At 42.4% G+C, this 16,380-nt stretch carries 11 protein-coding genes and 1 pseudogene; 8 read left to right on the forward strand and 4 right to left on the reverse strand.

The genetic code is table 11. The features are described 5' to 3' along the window. The 3 genes from mbl to flhP all read left to right on the forward strand — a co-directional run. Window positions 1–760 (forward strand): cell shape-determining protein Mbl (mbl, locus tag RAC86_RS22885; protein ID WP_377886054.1); only part of this gene is annotated, 760 nt, incomplete at its 5' end. Between the two features lie 159 nt (window positions 761–919). Continuing rightward, window positions 920–1,732 carry a flagellar hook-basal body complex protein FlhO gene (flhO, locus tag RAC86_RS22890; RefSeq protein WP_014115457.1) on the forward strand — a complete coding sequence of 271 codons (813 nt, stop codon included), beginning with the start codon at window positions 920–922 and terminating at the stop codon, window positions 1,730–1,732. 32 nt (window positions 1,733–1,764) lie between these two features. Then, window positions 1,765–2,574, forward strand: a complete 810-nt coding sequence (gene flhP / locus RAC86_RS22895; RefSeq protein WP_072565397.1) for a flagellar hook-basal body complex protein FlhP — start codon at window positions 1,765–1,767, stop codon at window positions 2,572–2,574. A gap of 20 nt (window positions 2,575–2,594) precedes the next feature. On the opposite strand, the gene rapD is transcribed toward flhP, so the two are convergent. Then, on the reverse strand, window positions 2,595–3,659 hold the full coding sequence (rapD, locus tag RAC86_RS22900) for an aspartate phosphatase RapD (protein ID WP_072181870.1): 1,065 nt from the start codon (window positions 3,657–3,659) through the stop codon (window positions 2,595–2,597). Between the two features lie 191 nt (window positions 3,660–3,850). Between rapD and fabZ the strand changes: the two genes are divergently transcribed. Both fabZ and mscL read left to right on the forward strand, forming a co-directional pair. After that, window positions 3,851–4,276 (forward strand): 3-hydroxyacyl-ACP dehydratase FabZ, encoded by a 426-nt coding sequence (gene fabZ / locus RAC86_RS22905; RefSeq protein ID WP_003221796.1) that lies wholly within the window; start codon window positions 3,851–3,853, stop codon window positions 4,274–4,276. Between the two features lie 72 nt (window positions 4,277–4,348). Next, a complete protein-coding gene (gene mscL / locus RAC86_RS22910) occupies window positions 4,349–4,741 on the forward strand; it encodes a large conductance mechanosensitive channel protein MscL (RefSeq protein ID WP_014115454.1) in 393 nt (130 codons plus the stop codon). A gap of 38 nt (window positions 4,742–4,779) precedes the next feature. Here the strand turns inward: mscL and RAC86_RS22915 are convergent, their stop codons facing one another. Then, a complete protein-coding gene (locus tag RAC86_RS22915; RefSeq protein ID WP_313897412.1) occupies window positions 4,780–5,850 on the reverse strand; it encodes a response regulator in 1,071 nt (356 codons plus the stop codon). 120 nt (window positions 5,851–5,970) lie between these two features. Beyond that, window positions 5,971–7,860: pseudogene (locus tag RAC86_RS22920) on the reverse strand (sensor histidine kinase); the annotation flags it as partial. Window positions 7,861–8,038: 178 nt separating this feature from the next. Between RAC86_RS22920 and RAC86_RS22925 the strand changes: the two are divergent. The 3 genes from RAC86_RS22925 to RAC86_RS22935 all read left to right on the forward strand — a co-directional run bounded on the left by RAC86_RS22925 (window position 8,039) and on the right by RAC86_RS22935 (window position 16,112). Next, window positions 8,039–9,115, forward strand: coding sequence for a response regulator (locus RAC86_RS22925; protein WP_061186464.1), 1,077 nt, complete (start codon window positions 8,039–8,041; stop codon window positions 9,113–9,115). Window positions 9,116–9,436: 321 nt separating this feature from the next. Then, window positions 9,437–15,379, forward strand: coding sequence for a SpaA isopeptide-forming pilin-related protein (locus tag RAC86_RS22930; RefSeq protein WP_072565395.1), 5,943 nt, complete (start codon window positions 9,437–9,439; stop codon window positions 15,377–15,379). Between the two features lie 94 nt (window positions 15,380–15,473). After that, window positions 15,474–16,112: a class A sortase gene (locus RAC86_RS22935; RefSeq protein WP_193427796.1), complete on the forward strand. Its 639-nt coding sequence runs from the start codon at window positions 15,474–15,476 to the stop codon at window positions 16,110–16,112. 141 nt (window positions 16,113–16,253) lie between these two features. Here RAC86_RS22935 and RAC86_RS22940 read toward each other — a convergent pair. Further along, window positions 16,254–16,380, reverse strand: a 127-nt coding sequence (locus tag RAC86_RS22940; RefSeq protein ID WP_377886055.1) for a YwpF family protein, incomplete at its 5' end; no start/stop codon positions are given.

Here is a 16,380-nt window from a genome sequence, read left to right on the forward strand (position 1 = left end):
GCATTTTATTAACAAGCTGAATGTAAAAGGCTTGTTCTCAAAACCGCGCATGCTCATTTGCTGCCCGACGAATATTACATCCGTTGAGCAAAAAGCAATCAAAGAAGCCGCAGAAAAAAGCGGCGGTAAACATGTGTACCTTGAAGAAGAACCTAAAGTTGCCGCTATCGGCGCGGGTATGGAAATATTCCAGCCAAGCGGTAACATGGTTGTAGACATCGGAGGCGGGACGACGGATATCGCGGTTATCTCAATGGGCGATATTGTCACCTCCTCTTCTATTAAAATGGCTGGGGACAAGTTTGACATGGAAATCTTAAATTACATCAAACGCGAGTACAAGCTGCTGATCGGCGAACGTACTGCGGAAGATATTAAGATTAAAGTCGCAACAGTTTTCCCAGACGCACGTCAAGAGGAAATTTCCATTCGCGGACGGGACATGGTTTCCGGTCTTCCTAGAACAATTACAGTAAACAGCAAAGAAGTAGAAGAAGCCCTTCGCGAATCTGTAGCTGTTATTGTGCAGGCGGCGAAACAAGTGCTTGAAAGAACACCGCCTGAGCTTTCTGCTGATATCATTGACCGCGGCGTTATCATTACCGGCGGCGGAGCGCTCTTAAATGGCCTCGACCAGCTGCTTGCTGAAGAGCTGAAGGTTCCGGTGCTTGTTGCTGAAAATCCAATGGATTGTGTAGCAGTCGGCACAGGTGTCATGCTTGATAATATGGACAAGCTTCCTAAACGCAAACTAAGCTGATCACTTAAACCTCATTCTGAAAAAGAATGGGGTTTTTTTATGAAAACTCTTCACGAATTGATGAGAAATGCCGATAATAGGGTAAAATACTGAATTCTATTATAGAACGAATGTTCCTATATGACAACTGGAAAAAATGCCATTTTAGAGGTGGGAAACTTGTTAAAAGGATTATATACAGCAACATCCGCAATGATTGCCCAGCAGCGAAGAACGGAAATGCTTTCAAATAATATTGCAAATGCAAATACATCCGGATATAAAGCTGATCAAGGCTCTATGCGCGCGTTCCCTGAGATGCTGCTCAGCAGAATAGAATCAAAATCTCCGGCCGGAACATCAAGGACGGAAATCGGTTCCGTGAATACCGGTGTGTATATGCAGGAGCTTAAGCCCCTTTTCACACAGGGGAGCTTGAAGTCCACAGATCAGCCTACAGACATCACATTGGTCGAAAATCAAGTTCCGGTTAATACGGAAACCAATGAAAACGCGGCTCTTTTTTACCCGGTTCAGACAGCGGACGGAATCCGTTATTCAAAAAGCAGCACTTTTTCACTAAATGAGAATAATCAGCTGACGATCAACGGGCGTCCTATTTTATCGACGGATAGCCAGCCGATTACTGTTGATAATGAGAACTTCACTGTGTCTGAAAACGGTACTGTGACAACGAACGGACGGACAGCTGGCCAGATTGATGTCAGAATGGCGGAGGATGTCCGCAATCTGAAAAGGGACGGAAATGATCTGTACAGCACGGCAGACGGCAATGATCTGCCAAGCGCAGCCGGCAATAACCAGGTATCCTATTCATTAAAACAAGGCGTCTCGGAGCTTTCAAACGTGGATGTGACAAGTGCTTATACAGAAATGACTGAAGCGTACAGATCGTTTGAGGCCAATCAGAAGGTTATTCAGGCTTACGATAAAAGTATGGATAAAGCAGCCAATGAAATCGGAAAAATCTAAGATAACGGAAGAAAAAACGGGGGACATCAACTATGCTCAGGTCAATGCTAACGGCATCAACAACCTTAAACCAGCTGCAGCAGCAGATTGACACAATCAGCAGCAACCTTTCAAACAGCAACACAACCGGCTATAAGGCAAAAGATACGAATTTTTCTGAGCTAGTCAGACAGCAATTCGATCAGGTTGATGAAAAAAATGAGGAAGTGGCAAAAGCCCGAAAAACGCCGCCCGGCTTGCGCCTTGGCGTCGGAGCGATGATGAATTCACGCCTTGTATCTGATCAAGGAAGCATTCAGAAGACGGATCGCGATCTGGATATCGCGTTTACGTCTCCATACCAATATCTTCAGGTTAACGTGAATGGAAACCGCCAGTACACGAGGGACGGAGCGCTGTATGTAACGCCTTCAGCTGCAAATGCCAACCAGCTTCAGCTCGTTACTGGAAATGGGAATCCGGTGCTTGATGAAAACGGCAATACAGTGAACATCGACAGCTCAATGAAGAATATCACCATCAATAAAAACGGCACGTTAACCGCATCTGACGGAAACGCGGTCCAGCGGTTTAATCTCGGAGTTGTCCAAGTGAATAACCCTCAAGAGCTGAAATCGGAAGAAAATAACCTGTTCTCTATTGATAATGCGGCAGCTTTTGAAGAGCTGAATGGCGCTAATAGACAAAACATCGGCATAGAGCAGGGCTCGCTTGAGATGTCCAATGTCGATATTTCAGAACAAATGACAGATTTGATCACGTCCCAGCGTTCATATCAGCTGAACAGCAGAACGATTACAATGGGAGATCAAATGCTCGGTATAATCAATTCAGTCAGATAATAAGAAATGGGCGTTTTCAATCAGCCGCGCAGGATAAAAAAAGCGGCTTTTTCGAAATCGTCCTTTTTTTTGTAGTATTCCGTGATATCTTCTAAAAGCACCTCTAAATCCACCCACGCTTCAATTTTTTCTAATTCAAGCACATATTCGAGCAGCTGATCATAGGGGTCTTCAACTGATGTGTAGAGCGCTTCGAGCGTTTTTAATTTTAGATAAATGGTTTGAATGTCTACCTTTTCAGATAATTCTTTCCCTTTTTGCAGGACGGCTTTCGCTTCTGTGACCTTTCCTGTTTTAAAAAGCGCTCTGACAGATTCGTACACACAGTGCAGATACGAGACGGGAGAATTCGTTTCAAATTCTTGATTCCTTAATACTTTTTTAAAGTAAAGAAGCGCTTCCTGGTCTTTTTTTTCGGTTGCTTTTAAAAAGCCAAGGTTATAATAAGCGTGGCAAAGCAGGTTTTCGTCATGTAATTGCTGGGTTTTCCTAATGATTTCTTTAAAAAGCTGTTCAGCTTTTTCATAGCGTTCTTGATCAATATAATTAACGGCGAGCAAAAGCTTGCAGGTGATCACCTTTTTTATATAGCCGAATTGGTGTAAATAGATGTGTAATGCTTTTTTGACGTATTGGATGGAAAGCGGCGGTGATTTCATCAAGTAATAGGCGCCAGCGGTTTGATAATATAAATCAGCGGCTTCAAACGTGTTTTGAATGGCGGCCAGGTACTGTTCAGCTTTTTTAAAATGATTCACTGCATGTTTCGGAGCTGTTTTTACCATTTCATATAATCCTGAGAAAAAATACAGATAATATTTCAATTCATCATCCATTTTGTCTTCCAGGCCGTATAGATCATCGAATAATGAATCAAGTCCGTTCTGGTTTTCAAAAAGCAGCTGATGGCGGGCCTGAAACAATTGATAACGCATCCAAAGTTTTGAGTTCTTTTTGATCTTCGGAAGGTGCTGGTCGATTTTCTCTTTCAGTGTGCAAACGTGATTCATTTTGCGTTTGCTCATTGCGGAATACCACTCGTCTAACATGTTTTGCATCCTTTTTTCAATAAACTTCGAAATCATTTTCCTACCTCTTTGCTATTGGTAAAATCTATAATTATCATATCATAACTTTTGACGGCTCTCATTGACAGTTGGTTACATTTTAGCGCGGTTGAAAAAGAGATTAATTCATAATATACTTTTCAAATGTACAGATTGGATCTTTAATGATTGCTATACATACTAATGCAGATGAAGGAGATGTCAAGAGAATGCTTGATACTCAGCAAATTAAAGAAATTATTCCTCACCGTTATCCGTTTTTGCTTGTAGACCGGATTACGGAAGTTGAAGAGGGCAAACGGGCAAAAGGCTATAAAAATGTAACCGCAAATGAAGAGTTCTTTAACGGGCATTTTCCTCAGTATCCGGTAATGCCCGGCGTATTAATCGTAGAAGCGCTTGCTCAAGTCGGAGCCGTTGCGATGCTGATTAAAGAAGAAAATCGCGGCAGACTGGCGTTCTTTGCGGGTATTGATAATTGCCGGTTTAAAAAACAAGTCAAGCCTGGTGATCAGCTTCACCTTGAGGTTGAAATCATTCGTGCGCGCGGCACAATCGGACGCGGAAAAGGCGTTGCCACAGTTGATGGCGAAGTCGTTTGCGAAGTCGAACTGACTTTTGCCCTCGGAGAATAAATGAAAAAAGGCAGATGGGCAGCGGCACATTTGTCTTTTTTCTTTCAAAACATGAGAAAAGCAGGTGATTGTATGTGGAATGAATTTAAGGCTTTTGCCATGCGCGGGAACATCGTTGACCTCGCGATTGGTGTTGTAATAGGCGGCGCGTTCGGGAAGATCGTCACATCTCTAGTCAATGATATCATCATGCCTTTAGTCGGCTTGCTGCTAGGAGGGCTTGATTTTTCAGGTTTATCGTTTACGTTTGGCGATGCTGTGGTGAAGTACGGCAGCTTTATACAGACAATTGTGAACTTCTTAATCATATCGTTTTCCATATTTATTGTGATTCGGATTTTGAATGGGTTAAGGCGCAAAAAAGAAGCAGAAGAAGAGGCGGCGGAGGAAGCGCCGGATGCGCAAGAGGAGCTGCTGAAGGAAATCAGAGATCTGCTAAAGCAGCAAACAAAGTCGCCGGAATAAAAAGACTGCCGTTTTGAAACGGCAGTCTTTTTTTATTTTCAATTCCTTTCACTTAATGCCGCGGGGCTTTCTGTTGTTACAGCGAGATGAATGAGCATTGAAACAGAGGTGCCGGCATCCGGAGTGCTGCTAATCTTCAATTCACTTCCGCAAAAATGTTTCAGCCGCTGGTTGATATTTTTCAATCCGACGCTGCGATCGAAATCCGCAGATAAGAGATCTTCTCGTTTTTCCGGAGCTATGCCGGCACCGTTATCTTCTACTTTGATGTAATACTCATTCTCGCTTTGTTTTTTAGCTGTCAGCTTGACCCATCCTCCGCCTCTTTTCTTGCTGACGCCGTGAAGAACGGCATTTTCCACCAAGGGCTGAATCATTAAAGGAGGAAGGATAAAGTCAATGTCTTCTTCTATATCAAAAAGGATGTCCAGCCGATCGCCGAAGCGTGTCTTTTCTATGGAAAGATAGGAACTGATAATAGAAAGCTCATGTTTGAATGAACTGATGGCAGATGTATTTTGGAAATCAAAACTCATTCTTAAATAGTTGGTAAATTCCTCTGTTACCTCCCGCGCTTTTTCAATATCCAAATGGCTGAGAGAAATGATCGTGTTTAATACATTGTAAAGAAAATGAGGTTTGATTTGCGATTGGAGAAATGCCATTTCCATTCTTGTGGCTTGATTTGCTGTATGTTTCATCATAATCAGGTTTTTGATACGCGCCATAAATTCAGAGTAATGATAAGGTTTTTGCAAAATGTCATTCGCTCCGGCATGAAAAGCCTTGTATTTGTCATGGCCGATAATGGCTGCTGTAATGATCAGAACGGGGAGATCAACCAAGCTGAATCGTTCACGAATTTTCGTACAGACTTCAAAACCCGACATATCCGGCATCATCAAGTCCAAAATAACCAAATCAAGCTTCGTGCAAGAGATGACTTCTAATGCTTCCTTTCCGTTTTTTGCAGCAATTACATTGTAGGGTACACCTTCAAGCATATCGCTTAAAATTTTTAAACTGTCAAGGTTATCATCGACAATCAGAATGGTTGGAGCGTCAATTTTCTCAGAGTAATAAGGCGTGCTCAAAGAGATATCTGACATATTTATCTCGGATTGTAAATCAGAAAGACCCTTCTTTGTTTCAGGCACAGATTCATTTTGAGCAATTGGCAATGTGAAATGGAATACCGAACCTTTTCCCTCTTCCGATTCGACCCAAATGTCTCCGTTCTGGAGCTCAACCAGCTGTTTGACAATGCTTAGACCAAGACCGGCTCCGTCGTCTTTATTCGTTTCGGCTTGCTGAAAAGACTCAAAGATGGTTTGGCGATCGGTTTCTGAGATGCCGCTTCCGGTATCTGTTACTGTCACCTTGATCATGTTATCGTTCAGTTTTGAAGCAGAAAGTGTGATTCGGCCCTCCGCTGTATACTTGATTGCATTGTCTACTAGATTGGTTACAATTTGCCGAAAGCGGTTTTCATCTGCGAGTACCAAAGGAAGGCCGGGTGGAATATGGTTCATAATGTTCAAGTTTTTATGCCTGGACAAAAGATGATAAAAATTCATTTCCGAACTGATTAAAGTGTAAATATCAACAGGAACCGGGTGAATCTGAAGCATGCCTTGTTTTATTTTTTCTAAATCCAAGATGTCATTCACCAGATTGGACAGCCTGTAGCCCATGCGGATGACAAGCTGCATATTTTCTTTCTCTTCTTCTATCGTTCTTTTTCCTTTGCCGGCCAGCAGCGTCTGGCATATATTAATAATGCTGTTCAGCGGCGTTTTGAATTCATGCGATGTTTTGGCAATAAACTCATCCTTTAGCCGGTCGATTCTGAGCAATTTCCATGACAGCACTTCATTTTCGCGGAAAGCGCCGGCAAATTGCTGTGCCATCAAAAGAACGATCGCCAGCAAGGCGATAACTGTGGGCAATGAATAGATCGAATTAAAGGAAAAAGCTGTTTTTCCGCTGTAAGCGGAGATGGTCGTTAAAATGACAAAAGCACTCATTGATATAGAAGCGATTGTAAGATACAGGCTACCTTCCATTTTGCGGATCGCTGCAATCGTAAAAATATATGTAATATAAACCAGGGTCGAAACGGCTAGCACAGAATGTAATATGTATGAGGCATGGCCGATAAAACCCACGGTTAAAAAATCTGTGATCAAGACCAGCCCGGAAGAAACAGTGGCTATGAGAATAAAACGCTTTGAAACAATCTTCCGGTAAGCAAAATAGAGATAGAGAAAAACTGCAATGCTGACAAACACTGTAGAGATTGCCCTCATTGAATTTAGCAATGAAAATGAAATTGACGGATTGAGGAGAAATATAATCCGCTCTTTTCCGATCATCAGAATAATGAACGAAAACAGAAGACACATAACAGAAAAAAACAACAAATGTTTATCTTTTTTTCTTTGCAGGAAAAAGCCCAGAAAATACAATCCGGTAATGAAAAAAGCCGTAATCATGATTGAATCATTAAGAAAGGAAATTTTGTTCTCTCGCAATATGTTATCCTGCGTTCCAAAAGTAATCGGCTTTGCGATTCCCCAACCCGGCGTTTTTCCGAAGTTTGAAAATTGTACCACAAGTTCATTGTCACCCTTGTGAAGCGTAAAAAAGCTCGTATACGGTCTGTTTTGCGCTGTAAAATCAGGTTTATTTGAAGGGCTGCCGCTTTGTCCTATTAATTGGCCATTAAAATAGATGCGATTTGCACTGTAAATAAACGACGTGCTGATCCCGAAAACCTGATTGTCTTGCTTTGATCTGATCGTCAGCTTGTACGTTCCGTAATCTACGTTAATACCCTGCTTGGCCAGCTTCACATTACTGGGGACATCAACGAAGAGGGGATCTTTTCCTTTTGCTGAAGCGATCTCTTTTGGCGACAGCAGCTGATTGGGATATAATGTCCACTTTCCATTCAGCTGTACATTTCCATCCTTCTGAAAATCCCAGTTTTCCAAGTCCATGATCCCATGCTTTGCAGCAGGAAGTGTTGAACCAGAAAAATGGTCAATGGCTATAAAAGCCATAAAGAATGCAGCATAACCGAAAATAATCGAAGTGAAAATGAATTTTTCTTTCATATCAATGCTCCTTTATAATAGGATCTTTCTAAATTCCTATTTTTATAAATATTGTAAGTGCAAACTTTCAAAAACTATAGATAGAAAGAAAAAGAATCCAGATAAAGGGACAATTTGGCATGATATAATAGAAGTTATTTACTGTTATCTCGATTTTATTTATAGGGTGTGATGTTTTGTGAAAGCGTTAATTGTTGATGATGAGCACCTGGCATTGCTTCACTTTAAAAATATGCTTGAACGGACAAACGCATTTCAATCTATTATGGCGTATCAAGATCCGATTGAAGTTCTGGAGCACCCAGAGATTCCTGCTGTAGATGCAGTGTTTCTTGATATTGAAATGCCGGGGGTTAACGGTATTGAGCTTGCTGAAGCGATTCAATCGATGAATGAAAACATCCAAGTCGTTTTCATCACCGCCTATAATGAGTTCGCTATCAAAGCGTTTGAGCTGAATGCCATTGATTATTTGCTGAAGCCTGTAAATTACAAGCGGCTCGAGACAACTGTTGAACGAATTAGAACGAATAACATGCTCAGAGCATCTGCAGAAAATACCGAGGCGCATTTTTCTATCCAATGTTTTGGAAACCTGCAGTTTTATCAAACCTTAAAGGGTGTCAAAACAAATATTCCAGTCAAGTGGAGAACGTCGAAAGCACGCGAAATATACTCATTTTTACTTCATAACCTAGGCCGCGTGGTCAGTAAAGACATGTTAATCGATCTTTTTTGGCCTAATTACGATGTGTCAAAAGCAAGCACCCAGCTCTACTCAACCATTTATCAGATACGAAAATTACTCAGCCAGATCCCGTTCAGCCAAACAATCGAGAAGACCGATACAGGATATATTCTTCGGCTTTCAGGCGCAAAAATCGATGTTGCCGAATGGGAAAAGTCACTAAAAGAGGCTCCTCCGCTCAATACAGCTACATTACATCTGCACATGGATATTTTCATGGCCTATCAAAGTCATTACCTGTTAGAGTACGGCTATTTGTGGGCAGAACCGGAAAAGACGCGTCTCGCCCAGCTTTGGCTTGGAAAGGCTTATGAACTGATCGATTTCCTCATTCGGGAAATGAACGATCATCAAGCAATGGATATTTGCCTGCAGGCCGAGAAAATTGAGCCTTGCGATCATAAAATTATGCAATACAAGCTGCAGCTATTTAACAAAAACGGGAAGGTAGAAGAGGCAATAAAAGAATATCAGCGTTACAAACAAATGAAAGATCAGATTAATTGAAGAAGCAAAAAAACTTATCCAAACCAGTGTGTGTCGATTGCCTATCGATGCACACTGGTTTTTTTGTACAAGTCATTTAAAGGGAAGGCCCTCTCCATATGTCTCCGCTTGAAACTTCTAATCTCCAACTCATTTCATTTTTTAGTTGTACAGAATTTGTATAGTTCCATTTCATACAATGTAGTTTGGTTCGGATGGCAATTCTTAGTTTTTAAACTCATTCGGCATTAGCAGTTATTTTTGGGGGATGAGACATGACTTTATGGTCTCGCGGATCAATCGGCAAGTGAAAAAATAGATATGAAAGGGAGGAATGAAAAGTTGAGAACAAGGAGTTTTCCCTTAGGGCTGAAAAAAAGCGGGCGAATCGTTATGATCATAAGCCTGGCCATCTTTTTCTTCTTCAGCCAGATCGCAAGCTATACTCTTACAGCACAGGCTGTTGACGTAACGTCAAGTGACAGCCAATTCTTCGATTCGGTGACGGTCAAGGAGGGCAATGACAAGATTGTTGACGGGTCAAAAGGAAATGAACCGGCATTAACGCCGGGGGATGAAGTGACACTGACATATGAATGGTCATTAAAAAAAGATAAAGACGCAGAAAGCGAACAAGATATCAATGTGGAGATACCTAAAAGCTTTACATTTGATAAAGGTGCAGAAGGTGAGATCAAATCTGCTGACCAAGTCATCGGCAGCTATCAAGTGCCGGCGGGCGGCAGCACCATGACGGTAAAATTAACAACTGCATCCGCGGACTCTCCTGATGCCAAGGGAGCCATTACACTGTCAGCCACGTTTACTGCAGATGTAAAAGACGATGAGCATACAGTAGCAGCCCTTTTTCAACTAGGGGGAGGCAAAACCCAGCAGGTGATCATCCCTGTTAAGAAAGATGAGACACCAGATGCCGAGACGGAAGAGCCGAAAAACGACTCTTCTGAAACTGCGGGTGATCAGGAAGGGACAGATGACAAATCTGCACCTTCAGTCAGCAAGGAGCAAAAAGAGGAAGAACAACAGCCATCAGCCGACTCTAAGAGCAGCGATTCCTCTAAGAGTGATGATTCAAATAAAGTGTCATCCTCAAGTCAATCAGCTTTCAAAAGCTTGCACACTGAAGAAAAACAAATCACGCAAACTATTTTAACCGGCGTGACATTGACGGACGAAAACGGAAAACCATATGACAAGGGCAATCGCGCCGATACGAATTCTCCGGTGAAAATTTCAATTGATTGGGCCATTCCTGACGATTTAGGAAAAACAATCAATGCCGGCGATACGTATGAATTTGATTTGCCTAAAGAATTTATTATGCATAATGACATTGTGAACCTGCCATTAAGCGCCGGAGTCACCACATTCGGGACATTTTCTATTGATACGAACGGACATGTGGTGATGACATTTAACGGAGAGGTAAAAGAAACTTCTAATGTCAAAGGCACATTGGTTATCAATACGCAGTTCAACGAGAAAAAAATAACGGGATCGACAACACAAAAGATTCCATTCCCTGTGAATTCCGATACTCCTGAAACAACGGTTTATTTTAAACCAAATGTGAGTAAAACCATTGATAAATCAGGTGCACTGGATAAAGGCATCAACCCCGGTAAAGTAACATGGACGGTCGATGTCAATAAAAAATTAGATCAAGTCAAGAATGCTAAACTCACAGAAAGCCTCCCGGACGGCTTAATCTACCGTTCAGTTAAAGTGTATGAACTCAATGTGAACATTGATGGTTCTGTAAGCAGAGGAAATGAAGTTTCTTCTGGCTATAGCGTTGATTCAAAAGGAAATGTCACATTTAACGGGACAATTGATTCAGCCTACCGCCTTGTGTACGAAACCGACATTGACAATAGTGCAAAGCCGAGCGAGGGCGGAAATGTGACGCTGACGAACAAGGCAGCATTCAGTGGAGACAATCTGGAACCCATTTCTGCCGAAGCCACTGTTGCAGCCAAATATGGAAAAATGATCGCAAAATCATCGACCGGCTATAATGGAGAATCTCAAACATTCAGCTGGGCTCTTTCATACAACTACGGCGAGAAACAGATCGACCAATCCAAGGCCAGCATTAAAGATTCTTTTGGAACTGGCGATTTGCACCTCGTGAAAGACTCTTTGAGGGTTATTCCTATTACCTTTGGACAGAACGGCAGTGAGCAAGCGGGAACGCCTTTAAAAGAAGGCGAGGACTATACGCTGATCGATAATGGAAGCGGATTTGAAGTCAAATTTAATAAAACCATTACTAGCGCTTACAAAATCACATATCAAACAAAGGTCAACAGCGGAGTGATCATTGATAAATCGACAACATACACCAACAGCGTGGTGACCGGAACAGGGGATTCAAAAGAAGCTTCTGGAATAGCCATTCAACAGAACCTTATCAAAGGGTATTCAAATGTTGATTACGAGAAGAAGACGGTTGATTGGACGATTACAGTTAATAAAAACAACTATGAGATGAACAATTGGACGCTGGATGATCAATTCGAAAGCGGCGGATTGGTTCTAATTGATGACTCGTTCAAAATTCAAGACACAACGAACAACAAAACGTTGCAGAAAGACAAAGACTACACGTTGACAAAAAAGCCTGAACATAAAGGCTTTAATTTGGCATTGATCGGGGATTACGCGAAAACAGACAGTCAATTTAAGATCACGTATACGACAACATTCAATGCCGATTATTCTAACGAAAGCGTTAAGAATACAGCTCAGTCGACATGGACTGATCAATACGGCAATGAGCGCACGAATAAGGTATCAAGCGGTTTTACGCCGAATCATCAGACGACAAACAATGGATTCAAAAACGGATCATACAACGCAGTTTCAAAGGAAATCACGTGGAAAATCGGCATCAATTATAATGGCGAACCCACAAAAAATCCTTATATAAAAGATGCCATAACAGATCCTCAGCAATTTGTGCCGGGTTCCGTTGTGGTAAAGAGCTATACGATCAATAAAAACGGCTCCATCACAGAAGGAGACGCGCTTGACCCTTCAAAGTATGAGGTCGAAGAGCCTTCAGAAAAAAATGAACGCACTCTGACGGTACACCTTAAAACGGGCGATTCTGTGCCATACTTGATCGAGTTTAAGACATCGCTCAAAGGAAAGGTCATTGATCAGAATCAGTACACAAACAAAGCGACCTACCATAATGACGGTTATGCAGACCGCACGTTGACGGGCTCTGTTTCAGTTACGAACGGAGGAAGTCTGGTTTTCAAAGGCGGCAAACAAAATGGAAGCTACATCGATTGGAACATCAATGTCAACTCCAGCCAATCAACGCTGGATGACGTAAAGGTTACTGATACGCCGGATGAAAATCAAATCCTAGATGCGGATTCTTTTAAAGTTTATCAAGTAAAATATGATGAAAACGGAGTGGTCAAAGACAGCAGCGGAAATCTGACTGCGGGAGATGTCGAGCTTCAAAAAGACAAAGACTACACGTTAGACATCAAAACTGACAATACAACAGGTGAACAATCGTTTGTCCTGAAATTCATAGGCAGCTATAAGCAAATTGACCGCGCCTATGTGATCAAATACCGGTCTCTGATTAACATAGCCGGCACGAATGGCCACGTTAAAAATAAAGTGTCCATTTCGGGAACAAATGTGAAGGAGCAGACTCAGGAAAACAGCAGCTCGATCTTTGTTGCCATTTCAAGCGGTGACGGTTCCGGATCCGGAGATAAAGGAAGCCTGACGATTTTTAAGACTGGAGAGGACGATAAAGCTCTTGAAGGAGCAGAATTCCAGTTATGGTCTGAGGATTCCAAACAGCTCCTCCGCACTGGCACGACGGATGCCGGCGGGAAGCTTACATTCGGAAATATTCGCTACGGTTCCTACGTATTAAAAGAGATAAAAGCGCCTGACGGATATACCATCAGCGATGCTTATGCAAAAGGAGTCTCTGTTAAGATAGACAGCAATTCCTCCAAGACAGGGGCACTGTACAAAGTCGTAAATCAACAGAACAAGGTGACGCTTATCAAACAAGACGAACAAAACAATCCTTTGGCGGGTGCTGTTTTCAAGCTGGAGAAAAAATCAAATGACGGCACCTATACTCTCATACGAACAGATATAAAATCCGATAAAAACGGAAAAGTGGAAATGAACGGTTTGCCGGCGGGCTACTACCGCTTGACAGAAACACAAGCTCCTGCAGGCTTTATCGTGAATACAAAAGCGATTCACTTCTCAATCGCAAAGAATGAAAAGAATCAAGTGTCTGATGTCAATTTAGGAGCAATGACCAATTACCAAGGGAAAGTCTCTCTAACGAAGGAAAATGCTGAAGGCCAGAAACTTGAAGGCGCAGTATTCAACATTGTCGATCAAGATGGAAATATCGTTAAAGAAAAGCTGACTTCGGATAAAGACGGAAAAGTTGAAGCTTCGGGCCTTGCGCCGGGCCGTTACGCCTTTGTGGAAACAAAAGCGCCATCCGGCTATGTGCTGAATACAACGAAAAAAGAATTTACCATCTCAGAATCTGCAGCAGGAAAGCCTGAAGCCGCAGATGCCGGAATTGCCGTTAACGATAAAGGCTCGGTTCAGCTGACGAAGGAAGATGCTGATGGCCAAAAGCTTGAAGGAGCCGTCTTTAGGATTATTGACAAGGAAGGAAATACGGTCCAAGAGGGGCTGACCTCAGATGAAAACGGGAGAGTCGCAGCTTCAGGCCTTGCACCGGGACACTATGCTTTTGTTGAAACGAAAGCGCCATCCGGCTATGTGTTAAACACGGAGAAAATAGAGTTTACGATTTCTGATTCCGCAGCAGGAAAGCCGGAACCAGTGGATGCCGGGACCGCTATCAACTATAAAGGCTCTGTTGAGTTGACGAAGGAAAATACTGAAGGCCAGAAACTGGAAGGTGCAGTTTTCAACATTGTCGACCAGGAAGGAAATACGGTTCAAGAAAAGCTGACTTCGGATAAAGACGGAAAAGTTAAGGCTTCGGACCTTGCACCGGGCCGCTACGCCTTTATTGAAACGAAAGCGCCATCTGGCTATGTGTTAAATACGGAGAAAATAGAGTTTACCATTTCTGAATCAGCAGCAGGAAAACCAGAATCTGCAGATGCAGGGATCGTCGTGAACGATAAAGGCTCGGTTCAGCTGACGAAGCAAGACCAAGATGGAAAAGGCTTAGCCGGCGCAGTATTCAAAATCACTGACAGCAATGGAAAAACAGTGAGAGACGATCTCGTTTCAAAAGAAGGCGGCAAAATTGAAGTTGACGGGTTAGCGCCGGGAAGCTATCAATTTGTTGAAAAACAGGCGCCAGATGGATATCTTTTATCCGAAAGCCCAGTGTCATTCACCATTAAGGGTGAATACAGCGGCAAACCTGAACAAGTGAAAGTAACAGCGGTTAATACCAAGAACCTTGTTGTTCTCACGAAAGTGGATCAGCATGATAAAAATAAAGTTCTTCAAGGCGCGGAGTTCAATCTGACAGACGCCAAAGGCAAAGTACTGAAATCTGGCTTGACAACTGATGACAAAGGACAGCTCACGGTTCATGGCCTCAAAGCCGGCGAATATCAGTTTGTCGAAACAAAAGCGCCTAAGGAGTATCATTTAGACCAAACACCTATATCGTTCAAGATCACCAACACAGACACGAAACCAGTTGAAATCACCGCAGAGAACATATTGACACCAGGTGACGTGAATGTGACGAAAGTGGATCAAGATGATAAAACTACAGTTTTGGAGGGCGCTGAATTCAAGTTATTGGACGCAAGCGGCAAGCCTGTAAAAACTGACGGCTATGGCAAAGAGCTGCCTGAACTCTGGAAAACGGATAAAAAGGGGCAGTTCACAGTAAAAGGCCTTGCGCCAGGAAGCTATCAATTTATTGAAACAAAGGCACCAGAAGGTTACAAACTGGATGAAACACCAATTGAATTCACAATAGAAAAAGGACAGCCAAAAGCTGTTGAGCTCGTTGTTTCTAATCAAAAAGTGAAAGCACCAACGCCTGACAAACCTGACAAACCTATACCGGATGGAAATGTGAATGGAGATGGACATCATTCGAAAACCAGTGGCACAGATGGTGATTCGAAAACAGACAAATCCCTTCCAAAAACCGGAGATGCGGACAGCACATTGACGGTAATGATCGGTATCCTGCTGCTAATGACAGGCGGAGGCTTAGCTGTTGCCTCAAGAAAGAAGCAAAGAAAGGGATAAATATGAAAGCACCTGATCATTGAAGAATTGATCAGGTGCTTTTTTAAAAGTGACACAGCTCATTTAGTGAAGCATAAGAAAGGAATTTTTTTGCATGTACAAGAAAATGATCATTACGATGTTCATTCTTTTAGGACTGCTGCTTATCTGTTCTCCTCTGTTGAAAGGAGGAATCATAGCCTATCTTAGCAAAAGCCAGAGTGAGTCGGCCTTAACTATGGAGCAGCTGAAAAGAAATAATGAGAAAGAAGCGGAATTTGAATTTGATTCAATCGAGCCGCCTGAGTTGGTGGATGCCATAAAGGCTGGCTTTAATCACGATCAAAAAGCGGTTATCGGGCGGATAACGATTAAAAGTGTCAATCTGGAGCTTCCGATCGTAAAAGGCACAACCAACGAAAACCTTCTGATCGGGGCGGCAACAATGCGCCCCGATCAGAAAATGGGCGAGGGAAATTATCCGTTGGCTGGCCATCATTTGAAGCAAAAGAGTCTTCTGTTCGGACCTCTTGAAAACATAAAAACAGGTGCTCAAATTGTCATCACTGATTTTAAAAAAGACTATATTTATTCTGTGACATCCAAAAAAATCATGTCGGAAATGGATGCAGATGTGATTGAGGAGACAAACGAAAAGGAGATTACGTTAGTCACATGTGACAAGGCGGCCGAAACCGAAGGGCGCCTCGTTGTTAAAGGGGAATTAGTCGATTCTTTTGGCCATACAAATTAAATATGCAAGAGTGAAAGCATGAAAATAAAAGCTGCCGTTCTAAAACGGCAGCTTTTTTAATGTAGAACATATTGATTCAAAATGTCTATTATAACTACTCGTCGCTTCTGTACTGGTTTCGGGGGACCATGTCCCTCATTTTTATATTTTTTGCTTAAATGCCTCAATGAGTTTTGTTCCTGTATAGCCCTCTTTTACAAGAGACTCCAGAATGGTCTCAGTGCCTTGCTGTTTTCTTGTGACCATTTGTCCGTAGATTAAAACCTGT

This window comes from Bacillus sp. LR_5 (genome assembly GCF_042709275.1).

What these genes read in the sequence shown, in the direction of transcription:
- flhP (WP_072565397.1), top strand. Translation starts at nt 1,765, where the DNA reads ATGCTCAGGTCAATGCTAACGGCATCAACAACCTTAAACCAGCTGCAG.
- rapD (WP_072181870.1), bottom strand. Translation starts at nt 3,659, where the DNA reads ATGATTTCGAAGTTTATTGAAAAAAGGATGCAAAACATGTTAGACGAG.
- fabZ (WP_003221796.1), top strand. Translation starts at nt 3,851, where the DNA reads ATGCTTGATACTCAGCAAATTAAAGAAATTATTCCTCACCGTTATCCG.
- mscL (WP_014115454.1), top strand. Translation starts at nt 4,349, where the DNA reads ATGTGGAATGAATTTAAGGCTTTTGCCATGCGCGGGAACATCGTTGAC.
- RAC86_RS22915 (WP_313897412.1), bottom strand. Translation starts at nt 5,850, where the DNA reads ATGTCAGATATCTCTTTGAGCACGCCTTATTACTCTGAGAAAATTGAC.
- RAC86_RS22935 (WP_193427796.1), top strand. Translation starts at nt 15,474, where the DNA reads ATGTACAAGAAAATGATCATTACGATGTTCATTCTTTTAGGACTGCTG.